This window comes from Streptomyces sp. TE5632 (assembly GCF_054061295.1).
The window spans coordinates 3,523,661-3,547,663 of the sequence record NZ_JBSSEA010000003.1 but is presented as its reverse complement, the minus strand read 5'-3'; the positions used below and the strand labels follow the sequence as shown (position 1 = coordinate 3,547,663).

Here is a 24,003-nt window from a genome sequence, read left to right as displayed (position 1 = left end):
GGCGAGCGCACCACTCGGTTCCGACCGGCGGGGCAGCGCCGGTCAGGGCTGTGATCCGCGCTGGTGAACCGGTCACGCTCGCTGCCGTGCGGGTGCCGGGCCCGGCCACTGTCGCGGGTGCTGGAGGTGTGCGGCGCGGTTAGCGTCGAGGAGGCGTTCCACGCCTGGCAGCGTGGTCATGGATACCGGTTCGACGGAAAGAAGGAGCGTGGTCGGTGTGGCCCGGAACCGCCGGTTGATCCTGAGCTCGCCGTCCAGGGTCTGGGACCTGCTGTCCGACGGCCGGCGCTACGGGGAGTGGGTCTCGGGGACGCAGCAGGTCACCGCCGCGGATCCGCACTGGCCGGAAGTGGGCGCCCGCCTGCAGGTCCGGGTCGGGCTCGGCCCGCTGGCCCTCGACGACGTCTGCGTCGTGCGTATCTGTGAGCCGCAACGCCGTCTGGAGCTGGAAGCGAAGGCGGATCCCTTCGGCGCGGCCCGCATCGCCATGAACCTGATCCCCTGGGGCGAGAGCACTCTTTTCCTTCTCGACTGGCATCCCCTGCGGGGCCCCGGCATCCGGATGCACGGGCTCCCCGTGGACTACCTCGTCTCGATCCGCAACGGCATGATGCTGACGAAGCTGGCCCGGATCGCGGTGCGCGAGCACCACGGCAGCGCCGGTGGCGCCGGCAGCGCTCTGCAGAGCACCCGGAGCTGATGAGGAGCTACACCGCAGGGTGACCCGGGCCGGTTCGTCTCGTTGTGAGAGGTGTACTTCTAAGAGGTACGCCTCTAAGAGAGGGGTGCGCCTCCGAGACCAGGGAGGTGCCCGATGGCCCGGTCCCCCGGACGCAGTCTGCCGAGACCGCCGGACATGTTCGACCGGGAGTGGGAGTGGAGCGAGCTGACCGCCTTCGCGACCGGTGAGGGCGCGGGGCCCCGGCTCGGTGTGGTGTCGGGCCGTCGGCGTCAGGGCAAGAGCTTCCTGCTGCAGGCGCTGGCCGACGCCACCGAAGGCTTCTACTACGCCGCGGTCGAGGCGTCGGCCGCCGAGTCCCTGCACCTGCTGGGCGAAGCGGTCGCGCGCTTCACCGGGACCGCCGTCCCTCCTCGGCCGGCGAACTGGGACGAGGCGCTGGAGATGCTCTTCGGGTTGGCGAAGGAGCGGCCGCTGCCGGTGGTGATCGACGAGTTCCCGTACCTGGTGCGGAACGCCCCCGCCCTCCCGTCCCAGTTGCAGGCAGCCATCGGCGTACGTTCCGAGCGCCATCGCAAGGAGCGTCCCCGGATCCTGCTGTGCGGCAGTGCGATGTCGTTCATGGGCGGGCTGCTCTCCGGTGCCTCTCCGCTCTACGGCCGGGCCGGTCTCGACCTCGTGGTGCATTCGCTCGGTTTCCGGGAGGCCGCCGAGTTCTGGGGTATCGACGAGCCCCGGCTGGCGGTCCTCGTCCACTCGATCGTCGGCGGGACCCCCGCGTACCGGCGGGAGTTCGTCGATGACGACGTACCGGAGGGCCCCGACGACTTCGACGCCTGGGTCTGTCGGACCGTGCTCAACCCGGCCCGCCCGATCCACGGCGAGGCGCCGTACCTGCTCGCCGCCGAACCGGACCTGCGCGACCGGTCGCTGTACCACTCGGTCCTGGCCGCGGTGGCGGGCGGCAACCGCACCAGTGGCGGCATCGCGAGCGCGGTGGGCCGCAAGGCCACAGACATCTCGCTGCCCCTGACCGTGCTGCGGAACTGCGGTCTGCTGACCGCCGAGCCCGACGCCTTCCGCGGCAACCGCACCACGTACCACGTCGCAGAGCCGCTGATCAGTTTTCACCATGCGGTGGTACGGCCCGAGACGGCTCTCCTCAGCCGTCGACGAGGAGCCGCCAAGGTCTGGGAGCACAGCCGGTCCACGTTTCTCAGCAAGGTCGTGGGCCCGCACTTCGAGCGGCTGTGCCGCGAGTGGGTCGAGTGGCACGCGGACCCCGAGACGTTCGGGGGCACGCCGATCCAGGTCGCCTCGGGAACCGTCGCCGATCCGGTGAGCCGCACCAGCCTCGAAGCCGATGTCGTGGTGCACGGTGCGATCGGCCAGGACCAGGGCATCCTGCTGTCCGTGGGCGAGGCGAAATGGCACAAGGTCATGCACCTCGGGCACCTCCAGCGCCTGCGCCGCATCCTGGAGTTGCTCACCGCACGAGGCGTGGACACCCGCCATGCCAAACCCGCCTGCTACAGCGGGTCGGGCTTCGCCCCCGAACTGAGGGCGGCCGCCGACCGGGGCGAGGTGCTGCTCGTGGACCTGGAGCGACTGTACCGGGGGGCGTAGCAGGACGGTGGTGGACGTGGCCTGACATGGGCGAAGGCCTGTCGTCGCCCTGTTCCGCCGGGGCGGGCGGGAGGGTGACGACAGGCCCAGGGCCCCGCACGCCGTTGTACGGGGCCTCGCCGGTCTGTCCCGCGGCCGGTCGTGACGATCGCTGGTCAGGGCATCCCATCCCAACCGGCCGCGGAGTCTGTGTGCCGGGCGGCTCAGCCCAGGCGCTGCACCAGGGCGTGGTACTGGTCCCACAGCTCGGTGGGCGTGTGGTCGCCGAAGGTGTTGAGGTGCTCGGGGACGAGCGCGGCCTCCTCGCGCCACACCTCCTTGTCGACGCTGAGCAGGAACTCCAGGTCGGTGTCGGCCAGTTCGAGGCCGTCCGTGTCGAGGGCCGCCTTGGTCGGCAGGATGCCGATGGGGGTCTCGACGCCGTCCGCCTTGCCCTCCAGGCGCTCCACGATCCACTTCAGGACGCGGGAGTTCTCACCGAAGCCGGGCCAGACGAACGTGCCCTCGTCGTTCTTGCGGAACCAGTTGACGTAGTAGATCTTCGGCAGCTTGGACTGGTCCTTGTCCTTGGCGACGTCGACCCAGTGGCCCATGTAGTCGCCCATGTTGTAGCCGCAGAACGGCAGCATGGCGAACGGGTCGCGGCGCAGCTCGCCGACCTTGCCCTCGGCGGCGGCGGTCTTCTCGGAGGCCACGTTGGCGCCGAGGAAGACGCCGTGGTTCCAGTCGAAGGACTCGGTGACCAGCGGTACGGCGGTGGCGCGGCGGCCGCCGAAGAGGATCGCGGAGATCGGCACGCCCTTGGGGTCCTCCCACTCGGGCGCGATGATCGGGCACTGCGCGGCGGGGGTGGTGAAGCGGGCGTTGGGGTGGGCGGCGGGCGTGCCGGACTCGGGGGTCCAGTCGTTGCCCTTCCAGTCGGTGAGGTGGGCCGGGGTCTCCTCGGTCATGCCCTCCCACCACACGTCGCCGTCGTCGGTGAGGGCGACGTTGGTGAAGACGGAGTTGCCCCACAGGGTCTTCATCGCGTTGGCGTTGGTGTGCTCGCCGGTGCCGGGCGCGACGCCGAAGAAGCCGGCCTCGGGGTTGATGGCGTAGAGGCGGCCGTCCTCGCCGAACCGCATCCAGGCGATGTCGTCGCCGATCGTCTCGACGGTCCAGCCGGAGATCGTGGGCTCCAGCATGGCGAGGTTGGTCTTGCCGCAGGCGGAGGGGAAGGCGGCGGCGACGTACTTCGACTCGCCCTGCGGCGGGGTGAGCTTGAGGATCAGCATGTGCTCGGCGAGCCAGCCCTCGTCGCGGGCCATGACGGAGGCGATGCGCAGGGCGTAGCACTTCTTGCCGAGCAGGGCGTTGCCGCCGTAGCCGGAGCCGTAGGACCAGATCTCGCGGTCCTCGGGGAAGTGCGAGATGTACTTGGTCTGGTTGCAGGGCCAGGGCACGTCCTCCTGGCCGGGCTCCAGGGGGGCGCCGACCGAGTGCACGGCCTTGACGAAGAAGCCGTCGTCGCCGAGCTCGTCCAGGACGGGCTGCCCCATACGGGTCATGGTGCGCATGGAGACGGCGACGTACGCGGAGTCGGTGATCTCGACGCCGATCGCGGACAGCGGCGAGCCGAGGGGGCCCATGCAGAAGGGCACCACGTACATCGTGCGGCCCTTCATGGAGCCGCGGAAGACGCCCTTCTCACCGGTGAAGATCTCCCGCATCTCGGCGGGGGCCTTCCAGTGGTTGGTGGGGCCGGCGTCCTCCTCCTTCTCGGAGCAGATGAAGGTGCGGTCCTCGACGCGGGCGACGTCGCTGGGGTCGGAGGCGGCGTAGTAGGAGTTGGGGCGCTTGATCGGGTCGAGCTTGCGGAACGTGCCCTTGGCGACGAGCTCCTCGCTCAGCCGCTCGTACTCGGCCTCGGAACCGTCGCACCAGACCACACGGTCCGGCTGGGTCAGCTCTGCGATCTCGTTGACCCAGGAAATCAGTCCCTGGTGGTCGGTGGGGACGGTGGGAGCCGCGATGTCGCGCGCCACGATTGCTCCTAAGTGAGGGTTTTCGGTTGAGAGGCCCCGTGGGGGCTGCGGCCCGGATGCTTCACGGTGGGTGTTCGGCGCTCATCCGGTGCCGACCGCACTCATTTGATCCTCTGATGAGAGCGCCCATCTGTCCAGAGGGATGCACAGGTGAGCAGAGTGACGCTGGCCACGGTTTCCTGAGAACCCCCGCGCGCACGCTGGGTCGCTTTACGCACACGTTGCGTGCGCATTGCGCGCGACAGGTCGCTTCTTTGCGGGTTCTTTGCGCGGCCGGTCACTCCGGTGCCCTTCTCACCCGAAGTGACGGCACCGGCGGACACCGACCCGGTATGCCGCGTGAGAGGATGGCCACTACGTCACGGCCAAGCAGGCACACCGCTCTGTAACTTACGGTTACGTAGGTACGATGCGGCCATGACAGCGTTCGACCCCGACGCAACCGCGGACCCGTCGGCCAAAGGCCGCGGTCCGGTAGAGACCTCCCTCCCGCACCCGGCCAAACCCAAGTTGCGCGGCTGGCTGCACCTGGGCATGTTCCCCGCCGTCCTGGTCGCCGGGCTGGTGCTCACCGCCCTCGCCGACTCGCCCCGGGGCCGGCTCGCCTGCGGGATCTTCTCCCTGACGGCCTGCCTGCTGTTCGGCGTGAGCGCGCTGTACCACCGCGGCGACTGGAGCCCCCGCATGGACGGGGTGCTGCGCCGCCTCGACCACGCCAACATCTTCCTCATCATCGCCGGCACCTACACCCCGCTCACCCTGCTGCTCCTGCCCGAGGCGAAGGGCCAGTGGCTGCTCTGGGGCATCTGGGCGGCCGCCGCCGCCGGGATCGTCTTCCGGGTGTTCTGGGTGGGCGCCCCGCGCTGGCTCTACACCCCCTGCTACATCGCGATGGGCTGGGCGGCCGTCTTCTACCTCCCCGACTTCATGCGCACCGGCGGCATCGCCGTACTGGTCCTGGTGATCGTGGGCGGCCTGCTCTACAGCGCGGGCGGAGTGGTCTACGGCATCCAGAAACCCAACCCGTCACCGCGCTGGTTCGGCTTCCACGAGGTCTTCCACTCCTTCACCCTGGCCGCCTTCATCGCCCACTACGTGGGGATCTCCCTGGTGGCCTACCAACACGGATGAGCCGGGTGCGCCCGGAAAAACCCGGGCCGCGGACCGCGCGCATGACATCCTGAACGGGTGAACGGTCCCGAGATCCACGTCGAGTTCGCCCCCGAACTGCTCGTCTTCGTCCCCCGGGCACGGTCCACCGGCGCCACGAGGGCCGCCATCGACGGCGTCTCCACCCTCGGTCACGTCGTCGAGTCGCTCGGCGTCCCGCTGACCGAGGTCGGCGCGCTGCTCGTGGACGGCCGCGAGGTGCCCGTCTCGCACACCCCGGCCGCCGGCGAGTCGGTGACCGTCCGTCCCGTCGCACTCCCCCAGCGGGTGCCCGGCGCCCCGCTGCGCTTCCTGCTCGACGTGCACCTCGGCACGCTGGCCCGCCGGCTGCGACTGCTGGGCGTGGACACGGCGTACGAGTCGACGGACATCGGCGACCCGGCACTGGCCGCCCGCTCGGCGGCCGAACAGCGGGTGATGCTCAGCCGCGACCGCGGCCTGCTGCGCCGCCGGGAACTGTGGGCCGGCGCGTTCGTCTACAGCACCGGACCCGAGGAGCAACTCCCTTACGTACTGGACCGCTTCCAGCCCGAACTGCGCCCCTGGACCCGCTGCACCGCCTGCAACGGCCTGCTGGGGCCCGCCACCAAGGACGAGGTCGCCGACCAGCTGAAGAGCGGCACGCACCGCTCGTACGACGTGTTCGCGCGGTGCTCCGACTGCGGCCGCGCCTACTGGCGGGGCGCCCACCACGACCAGTTGGAGGCGATCGTGGAACGCGCACTGAGCCGGAGCGCTCAGGGGCACTGAGTACCCCGGCCGATGTCCGGGCGCCGGCCGGCGCGGTGGGATGACGGCATGAGCATCAGCGCACCACGGCCGCACTCCGCCACCCGTCCGCTGACCGTATGGGCCGTCGCCGGACTCGTCCTGCTGCTGCCCACCGTGGTCGTCGCCTGGATCGCCGTCCTGTCCACCGAGCGGGGCAGCCGCTGCCTGACCTACGGCGAGCAGTGCTCCGGCGTACCGGACGGGCTCACCCCGGGTTTCTTCGTGACCGCCCTCGTGGCCGGGGTGCTGGCCACGGCGTGGCCCCGGACCCGGTGGCTGCCCGCCAGGTCCGGAGCCGTCGCCGTACAGTGGGCCGCCATGCTCACCATGGGCGCGCTCATCCTCAGCGGCGCCTGATCCCGTCCGCCACGGCGCCTGACCTACGTCCTCGGCAGCACCCGACACCGGCCCGGCCGAGCCGTGGCACCGGCCTCAGCCCGGGAGACGGGGCGGCGGCCTCGACGGTGGACCGGTCGACGGTGATCCGCCGGGTGCCGGCGTGGTCCCACTCGCCGTCGATCGGCGAGCCGAGCACACGCCGCCCTGACACGTCCGCCGTGTCAGCCGCCCAGGGCCGTGTTCAGCCGGTCGGGGTCGGTCGTCGGCGCGTCGCAGGTGAAGTTGCGGCAGACGTACGCGGCCGGTTCGCCCCCCACCAGGGGCCGGTCGGCCAGCAGTGGGAACTCGTCGCTCTCCGGCATGCCGACGGCGACCACCGCGCCCGGGGCGACGCCCAGAAGTGCCCTGCGGTGCAGGGCCCTCGTGGCCGGATCGTCGAGCGCCGGACCGACCACCGCGACCTCCCGCGGCCCGTCCAGCGCCGCCTCGGCGACCGCGAGACCCCAGCCGACGAACCGCGGCACCCGCGGACCGAGCGTCTTCACCATGCCCAACGCCCGCTCCGCGGCGGTGCGATGCGGCTCGGAGCCGGTCTGCGCCGCATACCCCAGCAGCGCCCCGGCGGCGGCGGTCCAGCCGGACGGCACGGCGTTGTCGGTCGGGTCCTGCGGGCGCCGGATGAGCCGCTCGGCGTCGGACGCCGTGTCGTACAGGGCGCCCGTCTCCGGGTCGGTGAAGCGGGCCAGCACATGGTCGAGGAGCAGACCGGCGAACTCCAGCCACACCCCCTCCCCGGTCACCGAGGCCAGCGCGAGGAACCCCTCGGCGACATCGGCGTAGTCCTCCAGCACGCCCGCGTTGGCACCGACCCGGCCGTCCCTGCTGGTCCGGGCGATCCGGGCGTGGTCGTCGAGATGCACCCTGACCAGCAGGTCCGCGGCGGCGACCGCGGCCTCGGTCAGGTCCGGCCGGTCGAAGTAGGCGCCGGTCTCGGCGAGCGCGGCGATCGCCAGCCCGTTCCAGGCGGCGACGACCTTGTCGTCCCGGCCGGGGGCCGGGCGGGCGTCCCGCGCCGCGAGCAGCCGCTCCCTGACGCCGCCGGCTCCGCCGATCCGGCCGGCGTCGAACACCTCGTCCTGCTGCGGCAGTCGCAGCACCGAGGCGCCCTCCTCGAAGGTGCCCTCCTCGGTCACCCCGAAGTACCGCGCGGCGAGTTCGGCGTCCTGCTCACCGAGCACCTCGCGCAACTGCTCCGGCGTCCAGACGTAGTACGCGCCCTCGACGTGCCGCCCCGTCCCGTCGTCGCTGTCCGCGTCCAGCGCGGAGGCGAACCCGCCCTCTGGCGTGCCCAGTTCGCGGACCATGAAGTCGGCGGTCTCCAGCGCGACCCGGCGCGCGAGCTCGGAACCGGTGGACCGCCACAGATGGGCGTAGACGCGGCAGAGCAGGGCGTTGTCGTAGAGCATCTTCTCGAAGTGCGGCACCACCCAGTCCCGGTCCACGGAGTACCGGGCGAAACCGCCGCCGAGCTGGTCGTAGATGCCGCCGCGGGCCATGCGCTCGGCGGTGTCCCGCGCCATCTGCAGGGCGCCCTCGGAACCGGTGCGGGCGTGGTGCCTGAGCAGGAACTCGAGCACCATGGACGGCGGGAACTTCGGCGCCCCGCCGAACCCGCCGCGCTGCGCGTCGTACTCCCGCGTGAGCCCGAGCAGCGCCTGCGCCTGCTGCTCCTCGCCCGGGAGCCGTGCGTCACCGTAGGAGATCTCCCGCCCGGCCAGATCCCGCACGATCTTCCCGGCGACCTCGGTGACCTCGTCCCGGCGCTCCGTCCAGGCCTGGTGCACGCCCTGGAGAAGCTGCCGGAAGGACGGCATGCCGTGCCGGGGCTCGGGCGGGAAGTAGGTGCCGAAGTAGAACGGCTCGGCGCCGGGGGTGAGGAACACGGTCATCGGCCAGCCGCCCTGCCCGGTCGCCGCCTGTACCGCCTCCATGTAGACGGCGTCCACGTCGGGCCGCTCCTCGCGGTCCACCTTGACGCTCACGAAGTGCTCGTTCAGATAGTCGGCGGTCGCCCGGTCCTCGAAGGACTCGTGCGCCATGACATGACACCAGTGACACGAGGCGTAGCCGACACTGAGCAGGATCGGCACATCCCGCCGCCGCGCCTCCTCGAACGCCTCTGGCGTCCAGGGCCACCAGTCGACGGGATTCTCAGCATGCTGAAGCAAATAAGGCGAGGTCACACCAGCCAGCCGATTCATGTGCCCAGACTCTCACACCACCCCCGCCTAGCCTGTGGAACCCGCACGCCCCGTCCGCTTGACCGAGGTGTGCCCATCCGCCGTTGCTCGGCATGAGGGTATGTCCAGCCCAGAAGAGGGCGACATGGATGCGCACCATAATGCCGGAGACATGGTGCACGACGACATCACGTATCTCCGGCACCAGACCCAAGCGTTGGTCTCGCCGAACGACCACAGCAGCCCGGCAGCGACGGTCCAGGAAGCACATGACGAGCCCCTCGCCGAATCCAGCAACAGCCCTGGAAACCGAGGAGGAAGTGAGTGATGTCCGAGTGATCCTCGCTTCCTGCCGCGACCTCCGGGGCTCCGACACCGCGGCAGAGTGACGTGAACACACAGGATCGCGTCGTGCCGCTGGGCGTCGAGTCAGGGTCGGGAAATCCGCGTTGTGCCTTCGAGGCTGTACAAGCCTGGACTCGCTGACCCTCACTCTGTGTCGATATCGGCCTCCCCGACCTCCGTGTCCGCCGACTTGATGCCCAGGCTCTCGATGAACTGCCGCTCCCGCGCGGCCAGCTCGTGCTGGCGCGCAAGAATGAAGTCGGTAAACTCGTCGGCCTTGAGGTGCTCGATGGACGCGAGACTGACTCCGTGTGAGTCCAGGATGTCGGTGCTCCCCTCCTCCGCGAGTCTGATAAGCGCCTGCCGGATCGACACGCCTGGCGGTGTCGTCATGACGATCCGGTTGGCGGGGCTGGACGCCCCCGGGACCCCACTCTGAGTGATGATGTGTCGATAGGTCTCGCTGTGTGCCGTCGCAAACTGCTCCAGTACGTTGGCGGTGCCGCCGTCGAGGTTCTTCCGCTCCGGGAACGTCTGCAGATCCCAGAGGAGGTAGGCGCGCACGCGCGCGCTGCGCAGGTCGAAGCGCTCGGGGAAGGAACGGGCCCGCTCACCGGAGTAGCTGAGCCCGCCCTTGCCCCGGGCGAAGGCCTTCATCTCCATGATGAAGTTCCGGACCTGGGTGGTGGTGGACCCGGCGAAGGTGCCCGCCAGCGACGTTGTCCAGAACCAGTTCCGGAGCTTGACCCGCTGCTCCGCTTCGACCTTGCCGGAGAAGTGGAAGAAGACGGCGAGCAGCATGATCTGGATGTTGTAGGGAACCAAGCGGGCCAGCGGGACTCGGACCTCGTTCTGCAGGAACTCGACTACCTGCTGGAGGGTCAGGTCGGTGTCCGTCACTGCGGTCATGAGCTGGCCCTGTACCTTGCGGGCCATCGTCTCCCAGGATGTGTCCCGCTGCACGTCCTCCTCGCCGGACAGCGCAAGGACGGTCTGAAAGATCGTCATGATCGGGATCTCGCCGAAGCCAGAAGCGGCGACCCGTCCCTTGATCTCCTCCATCTTGTCGCTGAGCGTCTCCGAGCCGATGGTCCCGTAGGTCAGAGCGGAGACCATCTGGTCGGGACGCATCTTCTGGCCACTACTGTTGATCCTGGAAAAGACCTCGATGGCCTGCTGGAGAGTGCCGCCCTCCATGCGCACCACGGAGACCTTGTAGTTTTTCACTCGCTTCGCGATGCGCTCGCTCTCCGTGGTGAGGCGGTCGGCCTCCTCACGAGAGGCGGTAGACATCGGACAGTTTCCGTGCGTATTCGAGGAAGTCCAGGGTCCCCAGCACGGACCGCATGGGCAGGAAGTGGCTGGGCACCTCCTCGCCACTCTTCCAGTGGCGGTAACGCAAGCCGTCGTGTTCCGACCGGACGAGCGGCCGGTAGACCCACCACATCCAGTCCTCCTGCCGCGTGGACCGCGGAGCGTCGGCTGAGCGGTGGAGTACGCCGAAGAGCGTCGAGAGCCGCTGATGACCGTCCAGCACATAGGCGACCTTCGCCCCCCCTGGTGCCGGCGGAATTCTGCGCCCACCAATGGTGTCGAGGCTTTCGAGCGGCATGGTGGTCTCCCAGATGAGCAGGCTTCCCATCGGATAGCCGCGCTCCATGCTGTCGAAGAGCTGAAGCATCTGCTCGGGGCGCCACAGGAAAGGGCGCTGGAACTTCGGCACCCGCAGCTCGCCCTGTGAAATCCGCTCCAGCACCTGCTCCAGGAAATGGACCTCCGGCACCACCGAGATATCTTTAACCACCTCGACATCTCCCATGCTCAGATCACGCCCCGAATCGTCTCGAACATCGATTGCAATTCCTGCTTCGCTCCGGGTCCCAGGCCATCCAGGTCCCGCTCCGATATGCCGCCGCGCATCACCTCTTGCAGGAACAGATCCGGCAAGTCCGTCCCGAATCCATCCTGGAGGGTGATGAGATCCTGCTCCGCCACTTCTTCGTACAGATCACCGTGGCGCGTGGGAATGACGTAGGTCGTCCCCACCTTCCCGGAGGGCCGTCCCTTCCGGTCGGGGCCCTTCTGCGGTTTCCCTTTGAATCCATGCTTCATGTCGAAGTGGGCGCGCTGCTCGGTCGAGAAGTTTTTGAGGGACTCCAGGCGCTTGGCCATGGAGGACATTCCGACGGTCTTCTTCGGCTGGCGGGCCAGGACCCGGTTGGGAATGTAGTTCTCCATCTCCCGGAAGCTGAGGACGTGCGAATTGACGCCTTCGCGGGCCGCGACTTCGGCCTTCTCATGATTGGCGGTCCGGTCCGCGGGGTGGAAACTGTCACTGTCGATGACTAGGACCACACGCTTGGTCCTGGAGAACTGCGCGGCCTGATCAACGGCATGCCGAGTCGCGCCGTCCTTGCCGCCTCCGTTGTACACACCGAGGCGGCTGTCTTCCTTGGCGTCGACGACGTCCTCGCAGCCCAACAGGCGCGCGAGCGCCTCGATCATCTGCCAGTCGTAGATCGCGTTCTCCACGACCAGCACAGCTGGCCGCTCCAAGTCGCGGATGTCTGCCGCCAGCGTCTCGCCGGTCACCCTGACCACGCCGGTGGTACCCCCGTGCGGCGCCCAAGCCTGAGCCATGCTCGCCTTCTGCGCGAGCAGCAGGTAGATCTGCGCCAGGACCGGAACGTGACGCTCCAGGAACGCATGGACGGCGTCCACATCAAGGGGGGAGATCACCCACTCATGCCGCGCCTCCCTGAAGAACGCGATCAGCTTCAATATGAGCTCTGCGTTTTCGTCACCCTGACGGTCTGTCAGCAGCTCGACCGGAATCTCAACGCGCATCGTTGATCCGATTCGCCTGCGCGTCCGCGAGGGCGCGCACCTCCTCAAAGTCCTCTGCGAAGACTCCCCGCGGCCAGTAGTCGAGGTTGCCGAGGGCATCCACTTCGATCTTTCGCAGGGTAGCGGCCCCCTCGGTCTGCTCGACGAAGTAGATCTTCACGTCTTCCGGCGCCAGCTTCCGCTCCGCAACCCGTCGACGCAGCCTGAGGAGGAAGTTCTCGCTGTGCGTCTCCACCAGGAAGCGCACCTGCGACTCCTGCACGGCGTCAACATAGAGATCGGCGATCGCGGCGTGCGCCGAAGGATGGAGATGGAGTTCGGGCTCCTCCACGATCTCGATCACAGGTCCGGCGGGCGACTCCACGCGGTCTGCGGCTCGCTGGATGACTATCGGCAGGAACTGGACCACACCGGTGCCGACGTCATCGATGTGGACGAGGAGATCGGGGTCGCGCAGGGAACGCAGCTTGGGGATGTACATCCCGGAGCCGACGTCGGTGACTTCGAGGCGCCAGCCAGGCAGGATGCTTTCCAGCAGAGTGTTCACCTCACGGCCGATCAGACCGCGCCCGTACATCTCATCCGCGGCGAGTACGCCGAGGGCCCTCCTCCCCAAGAAGCTTCGTGCGCAGGACACTTGGCCGACGCATAACCGGAGGGGGTCTCGGGGATGGGTCGGAAGGGACCCGAGGACTCCCGGGCACACCGGGGGCGACCGAGGCCGTCGGAGGGGGACGTGACATGCGGGACGGTCATCGTGCGGACGCGGAGCGGCTGTTGGCACGGGCTGTGGAGGAAGAGGTACGCAGGTCGGGCGGGCGTACCGACGGAAAGGTGCTGCTGTCCCGGGCGCGCGGGGCGCTGGACGCGATCGCGCGGACGGCGGCCGAGGAGTACGAGGCGTACACCCGCGCGCTGGACGAGGCGGCGGCCGGGCAGCTCACCCTCCGCCAGCGGTACGCCCGCGAGGGCGCCGGGACGCCGCTGCTCGTGGCCGGGGTGGCCGGGCTCGCGGCCGTGGTCGCCGACCTCGCCCTCGGTACGGGGACCGGGACGGCACTGGGCGCGGGCGTGGCCGTCGGGGTGGTCGGCGCGGCGGCGACCGTGGTGAAGGTGGTGGGCGCGCATGTGCCCGCCGCGCACCACCGGGCCGGCGCGGTGAGCCAGCCGGGCGGGCCGGAGCAGTTACGGCTGCTGTGGCTGACGGCGCTGGAGGTGCGGGGCATCCGGCCGTTCCTGGACCAGCAGCGGATGCTCACCGCGTCCACGGGCTCCCGGCAGACGGGGCCGCGGCTGCGCGGCGCGGACAAGAGCGCGGCGGCCCGCGGACGGAGTGTGCTGGAGCAGTCGTTCGGGCAACTGCCGGAGCCGGTGGGGCCGTTCGCCGGGCGACGGCAGGAGATGGCACGGATCCGGCAGTGGGTGCAGGCGGCGCGCGCGAGCACGGAGACGCAGCCGACGGTGGTGGTGCTGCACGGGGAGCCCGGCAGCGGCCGGACCACCCTCGCGGTGCGCGCGACGCACGACCTGAAGGACTACTTCCGCGGCGCCTGCGTGGTCGATCTGCGCGCCGACAGTCCCGGCGAGCCGCCGCTGTCCACCCGGGACGCGCTGCTGCATCTGCTGAACCGGCTGGGGGCGCCCCGCGAGCAGCTGCTGTTCCGTGAGCGGTCCTCCCCCGACCAGCAGGTGAGACGGCTGAGCGAGCTGTACCACCAGCATGTGACGGGCATGCCGGTGACGGTCGTCCTCGACGACGCGGCGGATCCGCAGCAGGTCCGCACGCTGCTGCCGGAGCGGTCCGACAGCCTGGTCCTGGTGACCTCCCGCGCGCCGCTCGGCCTACCCGACGATCTGCCGGCCCGGGTGCACCAGCTGCCGGTACGCGCCCTGGACGCGGCGGGCGCCGAGGAACTGCTGGCCGCCGTCGCGCAGGACTCGTCGGGGCCCTACGACGCCGACTCCGCCGACCGGGTCCGGGAACTGTGCGGCGGGCTGCCGCTGGCGCTGCGGATCGCCGGTTCCTCCCTGGGCCCGCGCTCCCCGCGCGCGCTCGCCACCGACCTGGGGGCCTATGGCCCGGTGAGCCCGGTCGAGCGCGCCCTGTGGCTGCGCTACACCGACCAGCCGGAGACGTTGCGGCGGCTGCTGCGCCGGCTGGCGCTGGCCGGCCGGGTGTCGCTGGGCGCCGCGGCGGCGGCCTCGTTGCTGGCCACCGACGAGGCCGAGGGGACCCGGCATCTGCGGGCGCTGTCCCGGGCCGGTCTGATCACCCCGGTGCGGTCCGGCCGGTACCGGCTGCACGACCTCGTACGCGCCTTCGCCCTGGCCCGCCTCCTGGACGAGGAGGACCCGGCCGAGCGGACGGCGGCGCAGGAGCGGCTGATCGTGAACTACGCCGAGCTCGCCGACTCGGTGCTGCGGCTGGTCGACGGCAACATGTCGACCCGCTCGGACCGCTTCGGCCCGTACGGCTTCACCTCGCTGGACGAGGCGCTGCGCTGGCTGGACGACGAGTCGAGCTTCATCACGGCGGCGCTGCGGCACTCGGAGGGCGTGAACCAGGCGGCGGTGCTCAATCTCCTCGGCGCGCTGTGCGACTACTGCCTGCTGCGCGGCGACCTGTACCGCCTCGGTGAGATCAGCGAGCTGGCGCAGGCCGTGGACGAGGGGCTGCTGATGCGTTCGGTGCAGTGGCGCACGGGTATCGCGGCACGTCAGCTGGGTGAGCTGGACAAGGCGCGGACGACGCTGTCCTCGGTGGTCGACCTGTACCGGGAGTCCCATCACGACGCGGGGGCCGCGCGGGCGCTGACCTCCCTCGGCATCACGCTGCACCACCAGGGCAATCTGACGGAGGCGTCGGCGAGGCTGCGGGAGGCGATGGACCTGCAGTCCGCGCCCCAGCTGGCCACCGACCGGGCGTGGACGATGCACGCGCTGGGCGCGGTGGAGCGCGACCGCGCCCGGCTGTCCGAGGCGCTGGACCTGCTCACCGAGTCGCTGGTGCTGCACCGCGCGGGCGAGTCCGTGCACGGTCAGGCCTGGGCGCACTTCCAGCTCGGGCAGCTGAGGCTGCGCACGGGTGACGCCCCGCGCGCCGAGTCCGAGCTGCGCGAGGCGCTCGAGCTGTACGGCCGTACCCGGGACGCCCGGGGCGAGGCGTGGGCGCTGACCCAGCTGGCCCGGGCCAGGCTGGTCGGCGGGGACGCCTCGCCGGCGGTGGAGGACCTGCGGCGGGCCGCCGCCCGGCACCGGGACAACGAGGACGCGCGCGGGGAGGCGTGGACGCTGTACTACCTGGGCCAGGCGCTGGAGGAGACCGGGGACCTGGACCGGGCGGTGCGCGAGCTGGAGCGCTCCCGCACCATGTTCTCCCGGATGCGGGACGTCTACGGGCTGGCCTGCGCCCGGCACCATTCGGCCCGGGTGACCCGCGACCAGCGGGCCGCGCAGACCGGTTCGCTGCGCAACTCGGGCTTCGCCCGTCAGCTGCTGGTCGACGCCCGCGCGGACTTCCAGCGGATCGGGGTGGCCCACGGCGAGGCGTGGACGTGCCTGGAGCTGGCGGTCGTCGACGCGGGCAACGCCCGCACCCAGCAGGCGCTGGCCCTGTGCGACGAGGCGACGGCGCTGTTCGCGTCCTACGGGGACCGGCGCGGCGAGGACTGGGCCCGGTTCCTGCGCTGCACGCTCCTGCCGTACGCGGCCCCGGGCGGTACCGAGGTCGGTACGGCGGTGGCCCAGGAGGACCTGGCGCAGCTGGCCCGGACCGCGCACGCCGCCCGCGACGAGAAGCTGGGCGACTACGTGGACGCCTACCAGCTCCTGCTGGAACGCGGGGTGAGTCTGGAGGCGGGCTGGCAGGCCTGGCGCCTCGGCATGGTCCCCAGCCGCCACGCCCGGGAGGTGATGGGGGTGGCCATGGGGTCGACCACGTAGGGCCGCGGGCCCGGCGGGTGCCGCCGCGGGCCCGGCGGGTGCCGCCGCGGGCCCGGCGAAGTGCCGTCTCGTAGCCCTCCGGGGGCCGGAAGGCTACGAGGCTCAGCCCTGCTTCTTCTTCTCGGCCCCGCCGGACGGCGCACCCGCGGCCGCGCCGGACGACGCCGGCTTCGCGGCGTCCTCGGTTCCGGTCCGGCGGTCCGCGGACTCGTCGAAGTCGACCCGGTTCATGTGGCGGGTCATCGACTTCATCAGGCCCCAGACCGCCAGGGCCATCACCGCGAAGACGATGAAGCCGAGGACACCGGGGGTGACCTTGTCCTTGTCGACTTCGGCGAGGGTGACCAGGTGGCTCATTGCCAGGCTTGCGCTAGCGCTCATGTCAGGCATTGTCCCGGATGCCCGCGAAGAGGTCGTCCTCGGGGAGGGATGTGTCGACGAGCGACTTCGCGAGCTCGTACTCCTCGGTGGGCCAGACCTCCTTCTGGATCTCCATCGGCACCCGGAACCAGCCGCCGTCGGGGTCGATCTGTGTGGCGTGCGCGATCAGGGCCTTGTCACGGATCTCGAAGAAGTCCCCGCACGGGACGTGCGTGGTGAGCGTGCGCTCCTTGCGCTCGAACTCCGCCCAGCGCTTGAGCCAGTCCCCGTACGGCGACTCCAGGCCGCGGTCCAGCAGCGCCCGGTGCAGCGCCTCGGTGCGGGGGCGGTTGAAACCCTGGTTGTAGTAGACCTTCAGCGGCTGGTGGGCCGGGCCGAACTCGCTCTCCGGGTACTTCCCGGTGTCCGCCGCGCCCTCGAAGGCCACCATCGTGATCTTGTGGGTCATGATGTGGTCGGGGTGCGGATAGCCGCCGTTCTCGTCGTAGGTGGTGATCACCTGGGGACGGAACGCGCGGATCTTCCGCACCAGCTCACCGGCCGCCTTGTCGACGTCCTCCAGGGCGAAGCAGCCCTCGGGCAGCGGGGGCAGCGGGTCGCCCTCGGGCAGGCCGGAGTCGACGAAGCCGAGCCACTCCTGCTTCACACCGAGGATCTCCCGGGCCTCGTCCATCTCCTTCCTGCGCACCTCGTGGATGTTCTCCTCGATGTACGGGTCGCCCTGCAGCTTGGGATTGAGGATGGAGCCGCGCTCCCCGCCCGTGCAGGTCACGACCAGCACGTCCACCCCCTCGGACACGTACTTCGCCATGGTGGCCGCGCCCTTGCTCGACTCGTCGTCGGGGTGGGCGTGCACGGCCATCAGTCGCAGCTGGTCAGTCAAGACTCATTCCTCAAGTCGGTAGGCGCCCGGGGTGCCCGGTGCGGTCCCCCCCCGGCTGTCGTCCCCGTGGGACGTCGCGGTGGGGTGGCGGTCGGGCGACGGGCGGAAGACTTCTATAGTGACCGAAGCCGGGGACGAATAATTCCGGAGCCCGGCACCGGGCGCCGCCCGGGGCAGGCGTCCCCCCCTTCCCGCCGAGGAGACGATCATGAGTACGGCGAGCACGCGACCGCCCGAGGGCCGGTACGGCCGCACCTCGGACGAACGTGCCGACCGCACCCTCAAGGTCGTCGGAGCGGGCCTGGCCGCGGTGATGCTGGCCCTGATCGGCTGGTTCGGCTACCACTACGTCGCGGGCAGCGAGATCAGCGGCGAGATGATCGGTTTCGACACCTCGAAGGAGACCGTGCGGGTGCGCCTGGAGGTCCACAAGGACGCGGGCGTGGACGGCTACTGCACGGTGCGGTCCCAGGCCGTGGACGGCGCCGAGGTGGGCCGCGCCGACTTCCGCTTCGACGGGGACGGCACGCGCTTCGACGAGGTCGTCACGCTCCGCACGACCTCCCCGGCCGCGACGGCCGAGCTGCTCGGCTGCCACGCCGACTGACCTCGGTCGGCTCCCCCGCTGTCAGGGGCCGGTGTCGCAAGCAACACAGGGCCGCTGACCTGCGGAAAAACAGCTCCGATGGCATATGTCCTCCCCCTTTGGCCGCTGAATTGTTAGGCTCGTGGTTTCGCCCATCCGTGGAGGAACATCCTTCAGGGAGGGCGTTGCTTTGTATTCCAGCACCTACGAGGAGCACCAGTGACCCAGACCAGCGAGAACGCCACCTGGCTGACGCAGGAGGCGTACAACAAGCTCAAGGACGAGCTTGCATACCTTACTGGTCCCGCGCGTACGGAGATCTCCGCCAAGATCGCCGCCGCGCGCGAGGAGGGCGACCTGCGGGAGAACGGCGGGTACCACGCGGCCAAGGAGGAGCAGGGCAAGCAGGAGCTCCGCGTGCGGCAGCTCACCCAGCTCCTCGAAAGCGCCAAGGTCGGTGAGGCGCCGGCGGCCGACGGTTCGGTGGCGCCGGGCATGGTCGTGACGATCGCCTTCGACGGCGACGAGGACGACACGCTGACCTTCCTCCTCGCCTCGCGCGAGTACGCGAGCGCGGACATCGAGACGTACTCCCCGCAGTCCCCGCTGGGTGCCGGGGTGTCCGGCCGCAGGGTCGGCGAGACCGTGGAGTACGAGCTGCCGAACGGCAAGACGGCCTCCGTGAAGATCCTGAACGCCGAGCCGTACAAGGGCTGAGCCACGGCCCACGGCTCAAGACCGTGAGGGTGCCCCCGGCGCCATGCCCGCAGCGGGACGCGTGAGTGTCCCCACCGCGGTGCCGGGGGCTTCGTCATGCGGTCGCCGAGCCGCGCGGGCCGGGCGTCCGGGTCGGTCAGTGACCGTGCAGGACCATGTGCCCCGCGTCCCGCAGGGCCTGTTCGACCTCGGCGCAGTGCTCCGGGCCCTTCGTCTCCAGGTGCACTTCGACCTCCACCTCCGTGAGCCCGAGCCGCGGATCGGTCCGCACATGGCTCACGTCGAGCACGTTGGCGTCCACCACCGACAACGCCCCGAGCAGCGACGCGAGAGCGCCCGGCCGGTCCGTCAGCCGCAGCCGGACCGCCAGGTAGCGGCCCTGTGCCGCCATGCCGTGCCGCAGTACCCGCTCCATCAGCACCGGGTCGACGTTGCCACCGGACAGCACGGCGACGACCGGGCCCGCGAACGCGTCGGGGCGGCTCAGCAGCGCCGCGACCGGGCTCGCCCCGGCCGGCTCGACGACCAGTTTGGCCCGCTCCAGGCACAGCAGCAGGGCGGCGGACAGCTCGCTCTCGGTGACCGTGCGGACCTCGTCCACCAGGTGCTCGACGATCCCGAACGGCACGTCGCCGGGCCGCCCCACCTTGATGCCGTCGGCCATCGTCGCCGGATCGCGCACCGACACCGGGTGCCCGGCCGTCAGTGAGGGCGGATACGCCGCCGCGCCCGCCGCCTGCACCCCGATGATCCGTACGTCCGGCCGCAGCGCCTTCACCGCGACGGCGATCCCGGCGATCAGCCCGCCGCCGCCCATGCCGACGACGATCGTGCGCACCTCGGGGCACTGCTCCAGGATCTCCAGGCCCACGGTGCCCTGACCCGCGATGATGTCGGGGTGGTCGAAGGGGTGGATCAGCACGGCGCCCGTCTCGTCCGCGTACTCCTCGGCGGCGGCCAGCGCCTCGTCGACCACCTGGCCGTGCAGGCGCACCTCGGCGCCGTACTCCCGGGTGGCGCTGATCTTCGGCAGCGGGGCGCCCTTCGGCATGAACACCGTCGACCGCACCCCGAGCAGCGAGGACGCGAGCGCGACGCCCTGTGCGTGATTGCCGGCGCTCGCCGCGACCACACCGGCGGCGCGCTGCTCGGGCAGCAGCCCGGCGATCCGGACGTACGCGCCGCGCAACTTGAACGACCCCGTCCGCTGGAGGTTCTCGCACTTGAGGTGCACCGGCGTGCCCACCGTCCGGGACAGGTGCCTGCTGCTCTCCATCGCGGTCACCCTCGCCACGCCCGAGAGCATTTTCCGGGCGCCGCGCACATCGTCGGGCGTGACGGTACGAAGGGAGTCAGCCGTGCCGTAGCTCATGACTCCAGCATCGCAGTTCACCGCCGTCGGCGATCGCGGCGGCCGATCCGCGGATACGGCTTTGCGCAGCGCCGGTACGACGGGGCCCCCAGCCGCGTACTCTGTCCCCCAATTAGCAGCCCTCCACGAAGTGAGCCTCCGGCCATGCCCACTACACCTGACATGTCGATGGACATGACGACCGGCGGTGACACCGGTCTTCTCGACACGCTGCAGCACGAGGTGGCGCTGTTCGCCCGGCGCGCCGAACAGACCCGGCTGGGCGGCGTCGGCCAGGTACGCAACTCCATGGACCGCGCCGCCTACCTCCTGCTCAACCGCCTCGACAAAGAAGGCCCGATGGGTGTCAAGGCGCTCGCCGCCGGCATGGGCATCGACTCGTCGACCGTCACCCGGCAGGTGGCCCCGCTGGTGGACACCGGACTGGTGAAGCGCACCTCGCATCCCGAGGACGGCCGGGCGGTCGTGCTCCAGCTCTCTCCGCGCGGGCAGTCGCGCCTGGAGGAAGTGCGCTCCTCACGGCGCCAGTTGATGGCGGACCTGACCCACGACTGGGAGCCGGAGGAGCGCGAGGCGTTCTGCGCGCTCCTCACGCGCTTCAACGGCGCGCTCTCCGCGCGGATGTCGGTTCCGGGGGGACCGGGGCCGGAGGACGGCCAGCCGGAGTCCTGACCCGGCTGCTCCGGCTGACCCGACTGCTCCGGCCTGAGCCGTGCGAGAGGCCCTGGGTGCCGGGCAGCCCGCGCGCCGAGCCGTGCGCGGCTCTTGACCGCGGGCCGGCCCTGCCCTGAGATGAGATCGGGTCCCGTCGCACGCGCCCGCCGAAGGCCGTTCGCGGCCGGGACCGGTCCGGGCAGGGGTGTGCGGGAGGCGCGGTTGTTGCAAGGGCATGCGTCCCGGGACGCCCGCCGGGCCCGCGAGTTCGAGGCGTTCGTCGCGGGTGCGGCCGGGCGGCTGCTGCATGCCGCCACCCTGCTCACGGCGGAGGCGCGGGACGACAACCCCCGCGCGCGGCGCCTGCTGACCCTGGCGCTGGCCCACACGTACGCGTGCTGGGACCGGCTGCGCGGTGACGATCCCTACGACCGGGCCCGCCGGTACCTGGCCACCCGCTTCGCCCGTGCCGCCTGGCACGAGCGCGGCGGACTGCTCCGCTCCCGTCCGCACCCCGCGAGCCCGCTGGCCGGGCTCGGCCCGCAGGAGCGTCTGATCCTGGTGTTGCGGCTCTACGAGGACGTCGCCGAGGAGCAGACGGCGGCCCTGCTCGGCCTGTCCACGGACCGGGTCCGCGCGATCTGCAACCGCGCGACGACCGCGGTACTGGACCAGCGGCGGCGTGCGCCGGCTCCCGCGGTGCGGGGCGTCAGGGCGGTCTCGTCATGAGTTGGGGCCGTGAGGCGGCCGTACGACGGCTGCTGGAGCAGGCACCGCCGCCGGTGCCGCCCGACCTGCACGCGAAGGCCGTGCGCCGCGGAGCCCGCATGCTGCGGCGCAGGGCGCTCGCCCGCCGCGTGTGGTGGCTGGTGCTGCTCGCGGCGGGCCTGGCCTTCGTGATCTGGGCGCTGACCACGCACCCGTGGGTGGAGCCGCCGTCGGAGACGACTCCACCCCTGACGGGCTGGTGAACCGGCCGGGTGCGAACCGCACCGGAGCCCCCCGCACGGCCTTACCGGCCGAGGGCCTGCTGGAGGTCTTCGAGCAGGTCGTCGATGTTCTCGATGCCCACCGAGAGGCGCACCAGGTCGCCGGGGACCTCGAGCGCGGAGCCGACCACGGAGGCGTGCGTCATGCGCCCGGGGTGCTCGATCAGCGACTCGACGCCGCCCAGGGACTCGCCCAGCGTGAACACCTCGGCCCGGTTGCAGACCTCGACGGCCGCCTCCTCGCCGCCCTCCACCCGGAAGGAGACCATTCCGCCGAAGGACCGCATCTGCTTGGCGGCGACCTCGTGACCGGGGTGCTCCGGCAGCCCCGGGTAGAGAACGCTCGTCACGCGTGCGTGCCGGCTGAGCATGTCGGCGACCTTGGTGGCGTTCTCGCTGTGCCGGTCCATGCGCACCGGGAGCGTCTTGGCGCCGCGCAGCACCAGCCAGGAGTCGAACGGCCCGGCGACCGCGCCCATCGCGTTCTGGTGGTAGGCCAGCTCCTCGCCGAGCTCCGCGTCGCCGGTGATCAGGGCGCCGCCGACGACGTCCGAGTGGCCGCCCATGTACTTGGTCAGGGAGTGCACGACGACGTCCGCGCCGAGCGCGATCGGCTGCTGGAGGTAGGGCGTGGCGAAGGTGTTGTCGACGACGAGGCGGGCGCCGGCGTCCCGGGTGATCTGGGCGACGGCGGCGATGTCGGTGATGCCGAGCAGCGGGTTGGAGGGGGTCTCCACCCACACGACCTTGGTCTTCGGGGTGATGGCGGCCCGGACGGCGGCCGGGTCGCTGGTGTCGGCCACCGACCACTCAACCCCCCAGCGGGCGACGACCTTGGCGAACAGCCGGAACGTGCCGCCGTAGGCGTCGTTCGGGATCACCACGTGGTCGCCAGGGCTGAGCAGCGTACGCAGCAGGCAGTCCTCGGCCGCCAGCCCGGACGCGAACGCGAGGCCGCGGCGGCCACCCTCCAGGGCGGCGAGGTTCTCCTCCAGCGCGGTCCTGGTGGGGTTGGCGCTGCGGCTGTACTCGTAGCCGCCGCGCAGGCCGCCGACACCGTCCTGTTTGTAGGTGGACACCTGGTAGATCGGCGGGACCACCGCGCCGGTCAAGGGGTCCGCGGTGTTGCCCGCGTGGATCGCGAGCGTCTCGAAGTGTTGACTGATGTGCCTGTTACTCATGGGCACCGAGGGTAGTCCGCGCGCACGGTGTACGACGCGCACGGGAGTTTTCCACAGATCAGGCGGCAGGTTGGCCATTCGTCGGCGCGATCTGGTTCGCTGGTGACATGGAAATTCTCTTGGTCCTGCTCGGGCTGGTCATGATCGGCTTCGTGCTGGTGCCGTTCCTCCGGCGTACCCGCGGCGGGATCGCGCAGGTGTCGCCCGGCCATCCGGACGCGGCGGACCCGGCGGCCTACGGCTTCGCCCGCGAGGAGGAGCTGGACATCCGTATGCCCGGCCCCGACCAGGACCTTCTGGATGTTCTGGACCTGGTCCAGCGCACCCAGGACTACCGCGGGGCGCAGCAGCTGCTGGCCGGTACGGACGCGAAGAGCGAGCTGCGCTGGCAGCGCGTGCAGGCCTTCGCGGGTGCCGCCTCGCTGGAGCTCGCCGCGCGGCCCGGCGGGGCCGGTGAGTCGCCGGGCGGGCAGTGGCTGCGGGCGTGGCGCGCCGAGGCGCCCAAGGACGCGGGCGGCGCGGCGGTGCACGCCGAGTTCCTGGTGCAGCAGGCGTGGCGTACGGCGACTCGGGGGACGGACGAGTTCCGGATCATCATGGAGGAGGCGAAGGCGGCGTGCGGCGAGGCGGCACTGCTGGCCCCCGGCGACCCGGTCCCGTACATCGTGGAGCTCTCGGTGGCCCGTGGACTGGCCTACGAGCAGAAGGACTTCGAGCAGGTCTGGCTGAAGATCCTGGACCGTGCGCCGGCCCACATGGGAGCGCACCTGGCCGCGCTGCACTACTGGTGCGAGAAGTGGCACGGCTCGCGGGAGCTGGCGAACTCGTTCGCGGAGGCCGCGGCGGCACGCGCACCGCAGGGTTCGCTGCTGGCCGCGATGCCGCTGTTCGCCGTGTTCGAGCATCTGCCGGAGGTGAACCTGGTCAGCGGTTTCTACCAGAGCCAGGTGGTGACCAGGGCGGTGCACGGCGCGCTGCACGCGGTGCACTCGGCCCGCCCCGACGACCCGATGTCGGCGCACGTCCGGCATCTTCTGGTGTTCTTCCTGGTCCGGGGTGAGCGCTGGGCGGAGGCCATGAACCAGCTGATACACATCGACGGCCATGTCGGCGCGCTGCCCTGGACCCTGTCCCCCGATCCCGCCGCGGAGTTCGCGGTCTACCGGGCCCTGGCGGTCGCGGGCTACGAGGCCAACGGCGGCAGCCCGGCCACGCTGCCGCACTGAGGACCGTTCGCGGCGTGGCGGCCGCGGCCTC

The 24,003-nt window shown here is 70.9% G+C and carries 22 protein-coding genes; 12 read left to right on the top strand and 10 right to left on the bottom strand.

Annotated features, from left to right (window positions below):
* Window positions 1-217 precede the first annotated feature (217 nt).
* Complete coding sequence (locus ACVW19_RS21480; RefSeq protein WP_457460938.1) at window positions 218-700, top strand: SRPBCC family protein; 483 nt, start codon at window positions 218-220, stop codon at window positions 698-700.
* A gap of 114 nt (window positions 701-814) precedes the next feature.
* Entirely contained in the window at window positions 815-2,305 is a 1,491-nt protein-coding gene (locus tag ACVW19_RS21475; RefSeq protein WP_457460937.1) for an AAA family ATPase, read from the top strand.
* A gap of 203 nt (window positions 2,306-2,508) precedes the next feature.
* Here the strand turns inward: ACVW19_RS21475 and ACVW19_RS21470 are convergent, their stop codons facing one another.
* Window positions 2,509-4,329 (bottom strand): phosphoenolpyruvate carboxykinase (GTP), encoded by a 1,821-nt coding sequence (locus ACVW19_RS21470; protein ID WP_457460936.1) that lies wholly within the window; start codon window positions 4,327-4,329, stop codon window positions 2,509-2,511.
* A 417-nt stretch (window positions 4,330-4,746) separates the two neighbouring features.
* Here ACVW19_RS21470 and trhA point away from each other — a divergent pair, with 417 nt between their 5' ends.
* From trhA to ACVW19_RS21455, 3 genes are read left to right on the top strand one after another with little or no spacing between them, the layout of a single operon-like run.
* A complete protein-coding gene (gene trhA, locus ACVW19_RS21465) occupies window positions 4,747-5,460 on the top strand; it encodes a PAQR family membrane homeostasis protein TrhA (protein WP_457460935.1) in 714 nt (237 codons plus the stop codon).
* 57 nt (window positions 5,461-5,517) lie between these two features.
* Window positions 5,518-6,249, top strand: a complete 732-nt coding sequence (locus ACVW19_RS21460; protein ID WP_457460934.1) for a Mut7-C RNAse domain-containing protein — start codon at window positions 5,518-5,520, stop codon at window positions 6,247-6,249.
* Between the two features lie 48 nt (window positions 6,250-6,297).
* Window positions 6,298-6,627, top strand: coding sequence for a hypothetical protein (locus tag ACVW19_RS21455; protein WP_457460933.1), 330 nt, complete (start codon window positions 6,298-6,300; stop codon window positions 6,625-6,627).
* 203 nt (window positions 6,628-6,830) lie between these two features.
* On the opposite strand, the gene ACVW19_RS21450 is transcribed toward ACVW19_RS21455, so the two are convergent.
* The 5 genes from ACVW19_RS21450 to ACVW19_RS21430 all read right to left on the bottom strand — a co-directional run bounded on the left by ACVW19_RS21450 (window position 6,831) and on the right by ACVW19_RS21430 (window position 12,588).
* Entirely contained in the window at window positions 6,831-8,870 is a 2,040-nt protein-coding gene (locus tag ACVW19_RS21450; protein WP_457460932.1) for a thioredoxin domain-containing protein, read from the bottom strand.
* Window positions 8,871-9,338: 468 nt separating this feature from the next.
* Window positions 9,339-10,487, bottom strand: coding sequence for a hypothetical protein (locus tag ACVW19_RS21445; RefSeq protein ID WP_457460931.1), 1,149 nt, complete (start codon window positions 10,485-10,487; stop codon window positions 9,339-9,341).
* Window positions 10,468-11,013, bottom strand: coding sequence for a DUF262 domain-containing protein (locus tag ACVW19_RS21440; RefSeq protein ID WP_457460930.1), 546 nt, complete (start codon window positions 11,011-11,013; stop codon window positions 10,468-10,470). Before ACVW19_RS21440 ends, ACVW19_RS21445 begins: the two co-directional genes overlap by 20 nt.
* A 2-nt stretch (window positions 11,014-11,015) precedes the next feature.
* Window positions 11,016-12,041 carry a hypothetical protein gene (locus tag ACVW19_RS21435; RefSeq protein WP_457460929.1) on the bottom strand — a complete coding sequence of 342 codons (1,026 nt, stop codon included), beginning with the start codon at window positions 12,039-12,041 and terminating at the stop codon, window positions 11,016-11,018.
* Window positions 12,031-12,588 (bottom strand): AAA family ATPase, encoded by a 558-nt coding sequence (locus ACVW19_RS21430; protein WP_457460928.1) that lies wholly within the window; start codon window positions 12,586-12,588, stop codon window positions 12,031-12,033. Before ACVW19_RS21430 ends, ACVW19_RS21435 begins: the two co-directional genes overlap by 11 nt.
* Before the next feature lie 194 nt (window positions 12,589-12,782).
* Here ACVW19_RS21430 and ACVW19_RS21425 point away from each other — a divergent pair, with 194 nt between their 5' ends.
* Window positions 12,783-15,983: a tetratricopeptide repeat protein gene (locus ACVW19_RS21425; protein ID WP_457460927.1), complete on the top strand. Its 3,201-nt coding sequence runs from the start codon at window positions 12,783-12,785 to the stop codon at window positions 15,981-15,983.
* A 102-nt stretch (window positions 15,984-16,085) separates the two neighbouring features.
* On the opposite strand, the gene ACVW19_RS21420 is transcribed toward ACVW19_RS21425, so the two are convergent.
* Window positions 16,086-16,373 (bottom strand): hypothetical protein, encoded by a 288-nt coding sequence (locus ACVW19_RS21420; protein ID WP_457460926.1) that lies wholly within the window; start codon window positions 16,371-16,373, stop codon window positions 16,086-16,088.
* Window positions 16,366-17,247: a mycothiol conjugate amidase Mca gene (gene mca / locus ACVW19_RS21415; protein WP_457460925.1), complete on the bottom strand. Its 882-nt coding sequence runs from the start codon at window positions 17,245-17,247 to the stop codon at window positions 16,366-16,368. Before mca ends, ACVW19_RS21420 begins: the two co-directional genes overlap by 8 nt.
* A 208-nt stretch (window positions 17,248-17,455) precedes the next feature.
* Here mca and ACVW19_RS21410 point away from each other — a divergent pair, with 208 nt between their 5' ends.
* Entirely contained in the window at window positions 17,456-17,854 is a 399-nt protein-coding gene (locus ACVW19_RS21410; protein ID WP_457460924.1) for a DUF4307 domain-containing protein, read from the top strand.
* A gap of 198 nt (window positions 17,855-18,052) precedes the next feature.
* Window positions 18,053-18,550 carry a transcription elongation factor GreA gene (gene greA, locus ACVW19_RS21405; RefSeq protein ID WP_457460923.1) on the top strand — a complete coding sequence of 166 codons (498 nt, stop codon included), beginning with the start codon at window positions 18,053-18,055 and terminating at the stop codon, window positions 18,548-18,550.
* Between the two features lie 136 nt (window positions 18,551-18,686).
* Here the strand turns inward: greA and ilvA are convergent, their stop codons facing one another.
* On the bottom strand, window positions 18,687-19,922 hold the full coding sequence (ilvA, locus tag ACVW19_RS21400) for a threonine ammonia-lyase (protein WP_457460922.1): 1,236 nt from the start codon (window positions 19,920-19,922) through the stop codon (window positions 18,687-18,689).
* Window positions 19,923-20,084: 162 nt separating this feature from the next.
* Between ilvA and ACVW19_RS21395 the strand changes: the two genes are divergently transcribed.
* From ACVW19_RS21395 to ACVW19_RS21385, 3 genes are all read left to right on the top strand, one after another.
* On the top strand, window positions 20,085-20,594 hold the full coding sequence (locus ACVW19_RS21395) for a MarR family winged helix-turn-helix transcriptional regulator (protein ID WP_457464717.1): 510 nt from the start codon (window positions 20,085-20,087) through the stop codon (window positions 20,592-20,594).
* Between the two features lie 204 nt (window positions 20,595-20,798).
* Window positions 20,799-21,305 carry a sigma factor-like helix-turn-helix DNA-binding protein gene (locus tag ACVW19_RS21390; protein ID WP_457460921.1) on the top strand — a complete coding sequence of 169 codons (507 nt, stop codon included), beginning with the start codon at window positions 20,799-20,801 and terminating at the stop codon, window positions 21,303-21,305.
* Window positions 21,302-21,547 (top strand): hypothetical protein, encoded by a 246-nt coding sequence (locus ACVW19_RS21385; RefSeq protein ID WP_457460920.1) that lies wholly within the window; start codon window positions 21,302-21,304, stop codon window positions 21,545-21,547. The genes ACVW19_RS21390 and ACVW19_RS21385 overlap by 4 nt, the downstream gene beginning before the upstream one ends.
* A 41-nt stretch (window positions 21,548-21,588) precedes the next feature.
* On the opposite strand, the gene ACVW19_RS21380 is transcribed toward ACVW19_RS21385, so the two are convergent.
* Complete coding sequence (locus ACVW19_RS21380) at window positions 21,589-22,746, bottom strand: cystathionine gamma-synthase (protein ID WP_457460919.1); 1,158 nt, start codon at window positions 22,744-22,746, stop codon at window positions 21,589-21,591.
* Window positions 22,747-22,853: 107 nt separating this feature from the next.
* Here ACVW19_RS21380 and ACVW19_RS21375 point away from each other — a divergent pair, with 107 nt between their 5' ends.
* Complete coding sequence (locus tag ACVW19_RS21375; protein ID WP_457460918.1) at window positions 22,854-23,972, top strand: hypothetical protein; 1,119 nt, start codon at window positions 22,854-22,856, stop codon at window positions 23,970-23,972.
* The last annotated feature ends 31 nt before the right edge of the window (window positions 23,973-24,003 follow it).

Excerpts from the sequence above, each read along its gene's own strand:
- ACVW19_RS21445 (WP_457460931.1), bottom strand. The coding sequence starts at position 10,487 with ATGTCTACCGCCTCTCGTGAGGAGGCCGACCGCCTCACCACGGAGAGC.
- ilvA (WP_457460922.1), bottom strand. The coding sequence starts at position 19,922 with ATGAGCTACGGCACGGCTGACTCCCTTCGTACCGTCACGCCCGACGAT.
- ACVW19_RS21380 (WP_457460919.1), bottom strand. The coding sequence starts at position 22,746 with ATGAGTAACAGGCACATCAGTCAACACTTCGAGACGCTCGCGATCCAC.
- ACVW19_RS21395 (WP_457464717.1), top strand. The coding sequence starts at position 20,085 with ATGTCGATGGACATGACGACCGGCGGTGACACCGGTCTTCTCGACACG.
- ACVW19_RS21455 (WP_457460933.1), top strand. The coding sequence starts at position 6,298 with ATGAGCATCAGCGCACCACGGCCGCACTCCGCCACCCGTCCGCTGACC.
- ACVW19_RS21385 (WP_457460920.1), top strand. The coding sequence starts at position 21,302 with ATGAGTTGGGGCCGTGAGGCGGCCGTACGACGGCTGCTGGAGCAGGCA.
- ACVW19_RS21420 (WP_457460926.1), bottom strand. The coding sequence starts at position 16,373 with ATGCCTGACATGAGCGCTAGCGCAAGCCTGGCAATGAGCCACCTGGTC.
- ACVW19_RS21435 (WP_457460929.1), bottom strand. The coding sequence starts at position 12,041 with ATGCGCGTTGAGATTCCGGTCGAGCTGCTGACAGACCGTCAGGGTGAC.
- ACVW19_RS21375 (WP_457460918.1), top strand. The coding sequence starts at position 22,854 with ATGGAAATTCTCTTGGTCCTGCTCGGGCTGGTCATGATCGGCTTCGTG.
- ACVW19_RS21440 (WP_457460930.1), bottom strand. The coding sequence starts at position 11,013 with ATGGGAGATGTCGAGGTGGTTAAAGATATCTCGGTGGTGCCGGAGGTC.
- ACVW19_RS21475 (WP_457460937.1), top strand. The coding sequence starts at position 815 with ATGGCCCGGTCCCCCGGACGCAGTCTGCCGAGACCGCCGGACATGTTC.
- trhA (WP_457460935.1), top strand. The coding sequence starts at position 4,747 with ATGACAGCGTTCGACCCCGACGCAACCGCGGACCCGTCGGCCAAAGGC.
- ACVW19_RS21425 (WP_457460927.1), top strand. The coding sequence starts at position 12,783 with ATGCGGGACGGTCATCGTGCGGACGCGGAGCGGCTGTTGGCACGGGCT.
- ACVW19_RS21410 (WP_457460924.1), top strand. The coding sequence starts at position 17,456 with ATGAGTACGGCGAGCACGCGACCGCCCGAGGGCCGGTACGGCCGCACC.
- ACVW19_RS21450 (WP_457460932.1), bottom strand. The coding sequence starts at position 8,870 with ATGAATCGGCTGGCTGGTGTGACCTCGCCTTATTTGCTTCAGCATGCT.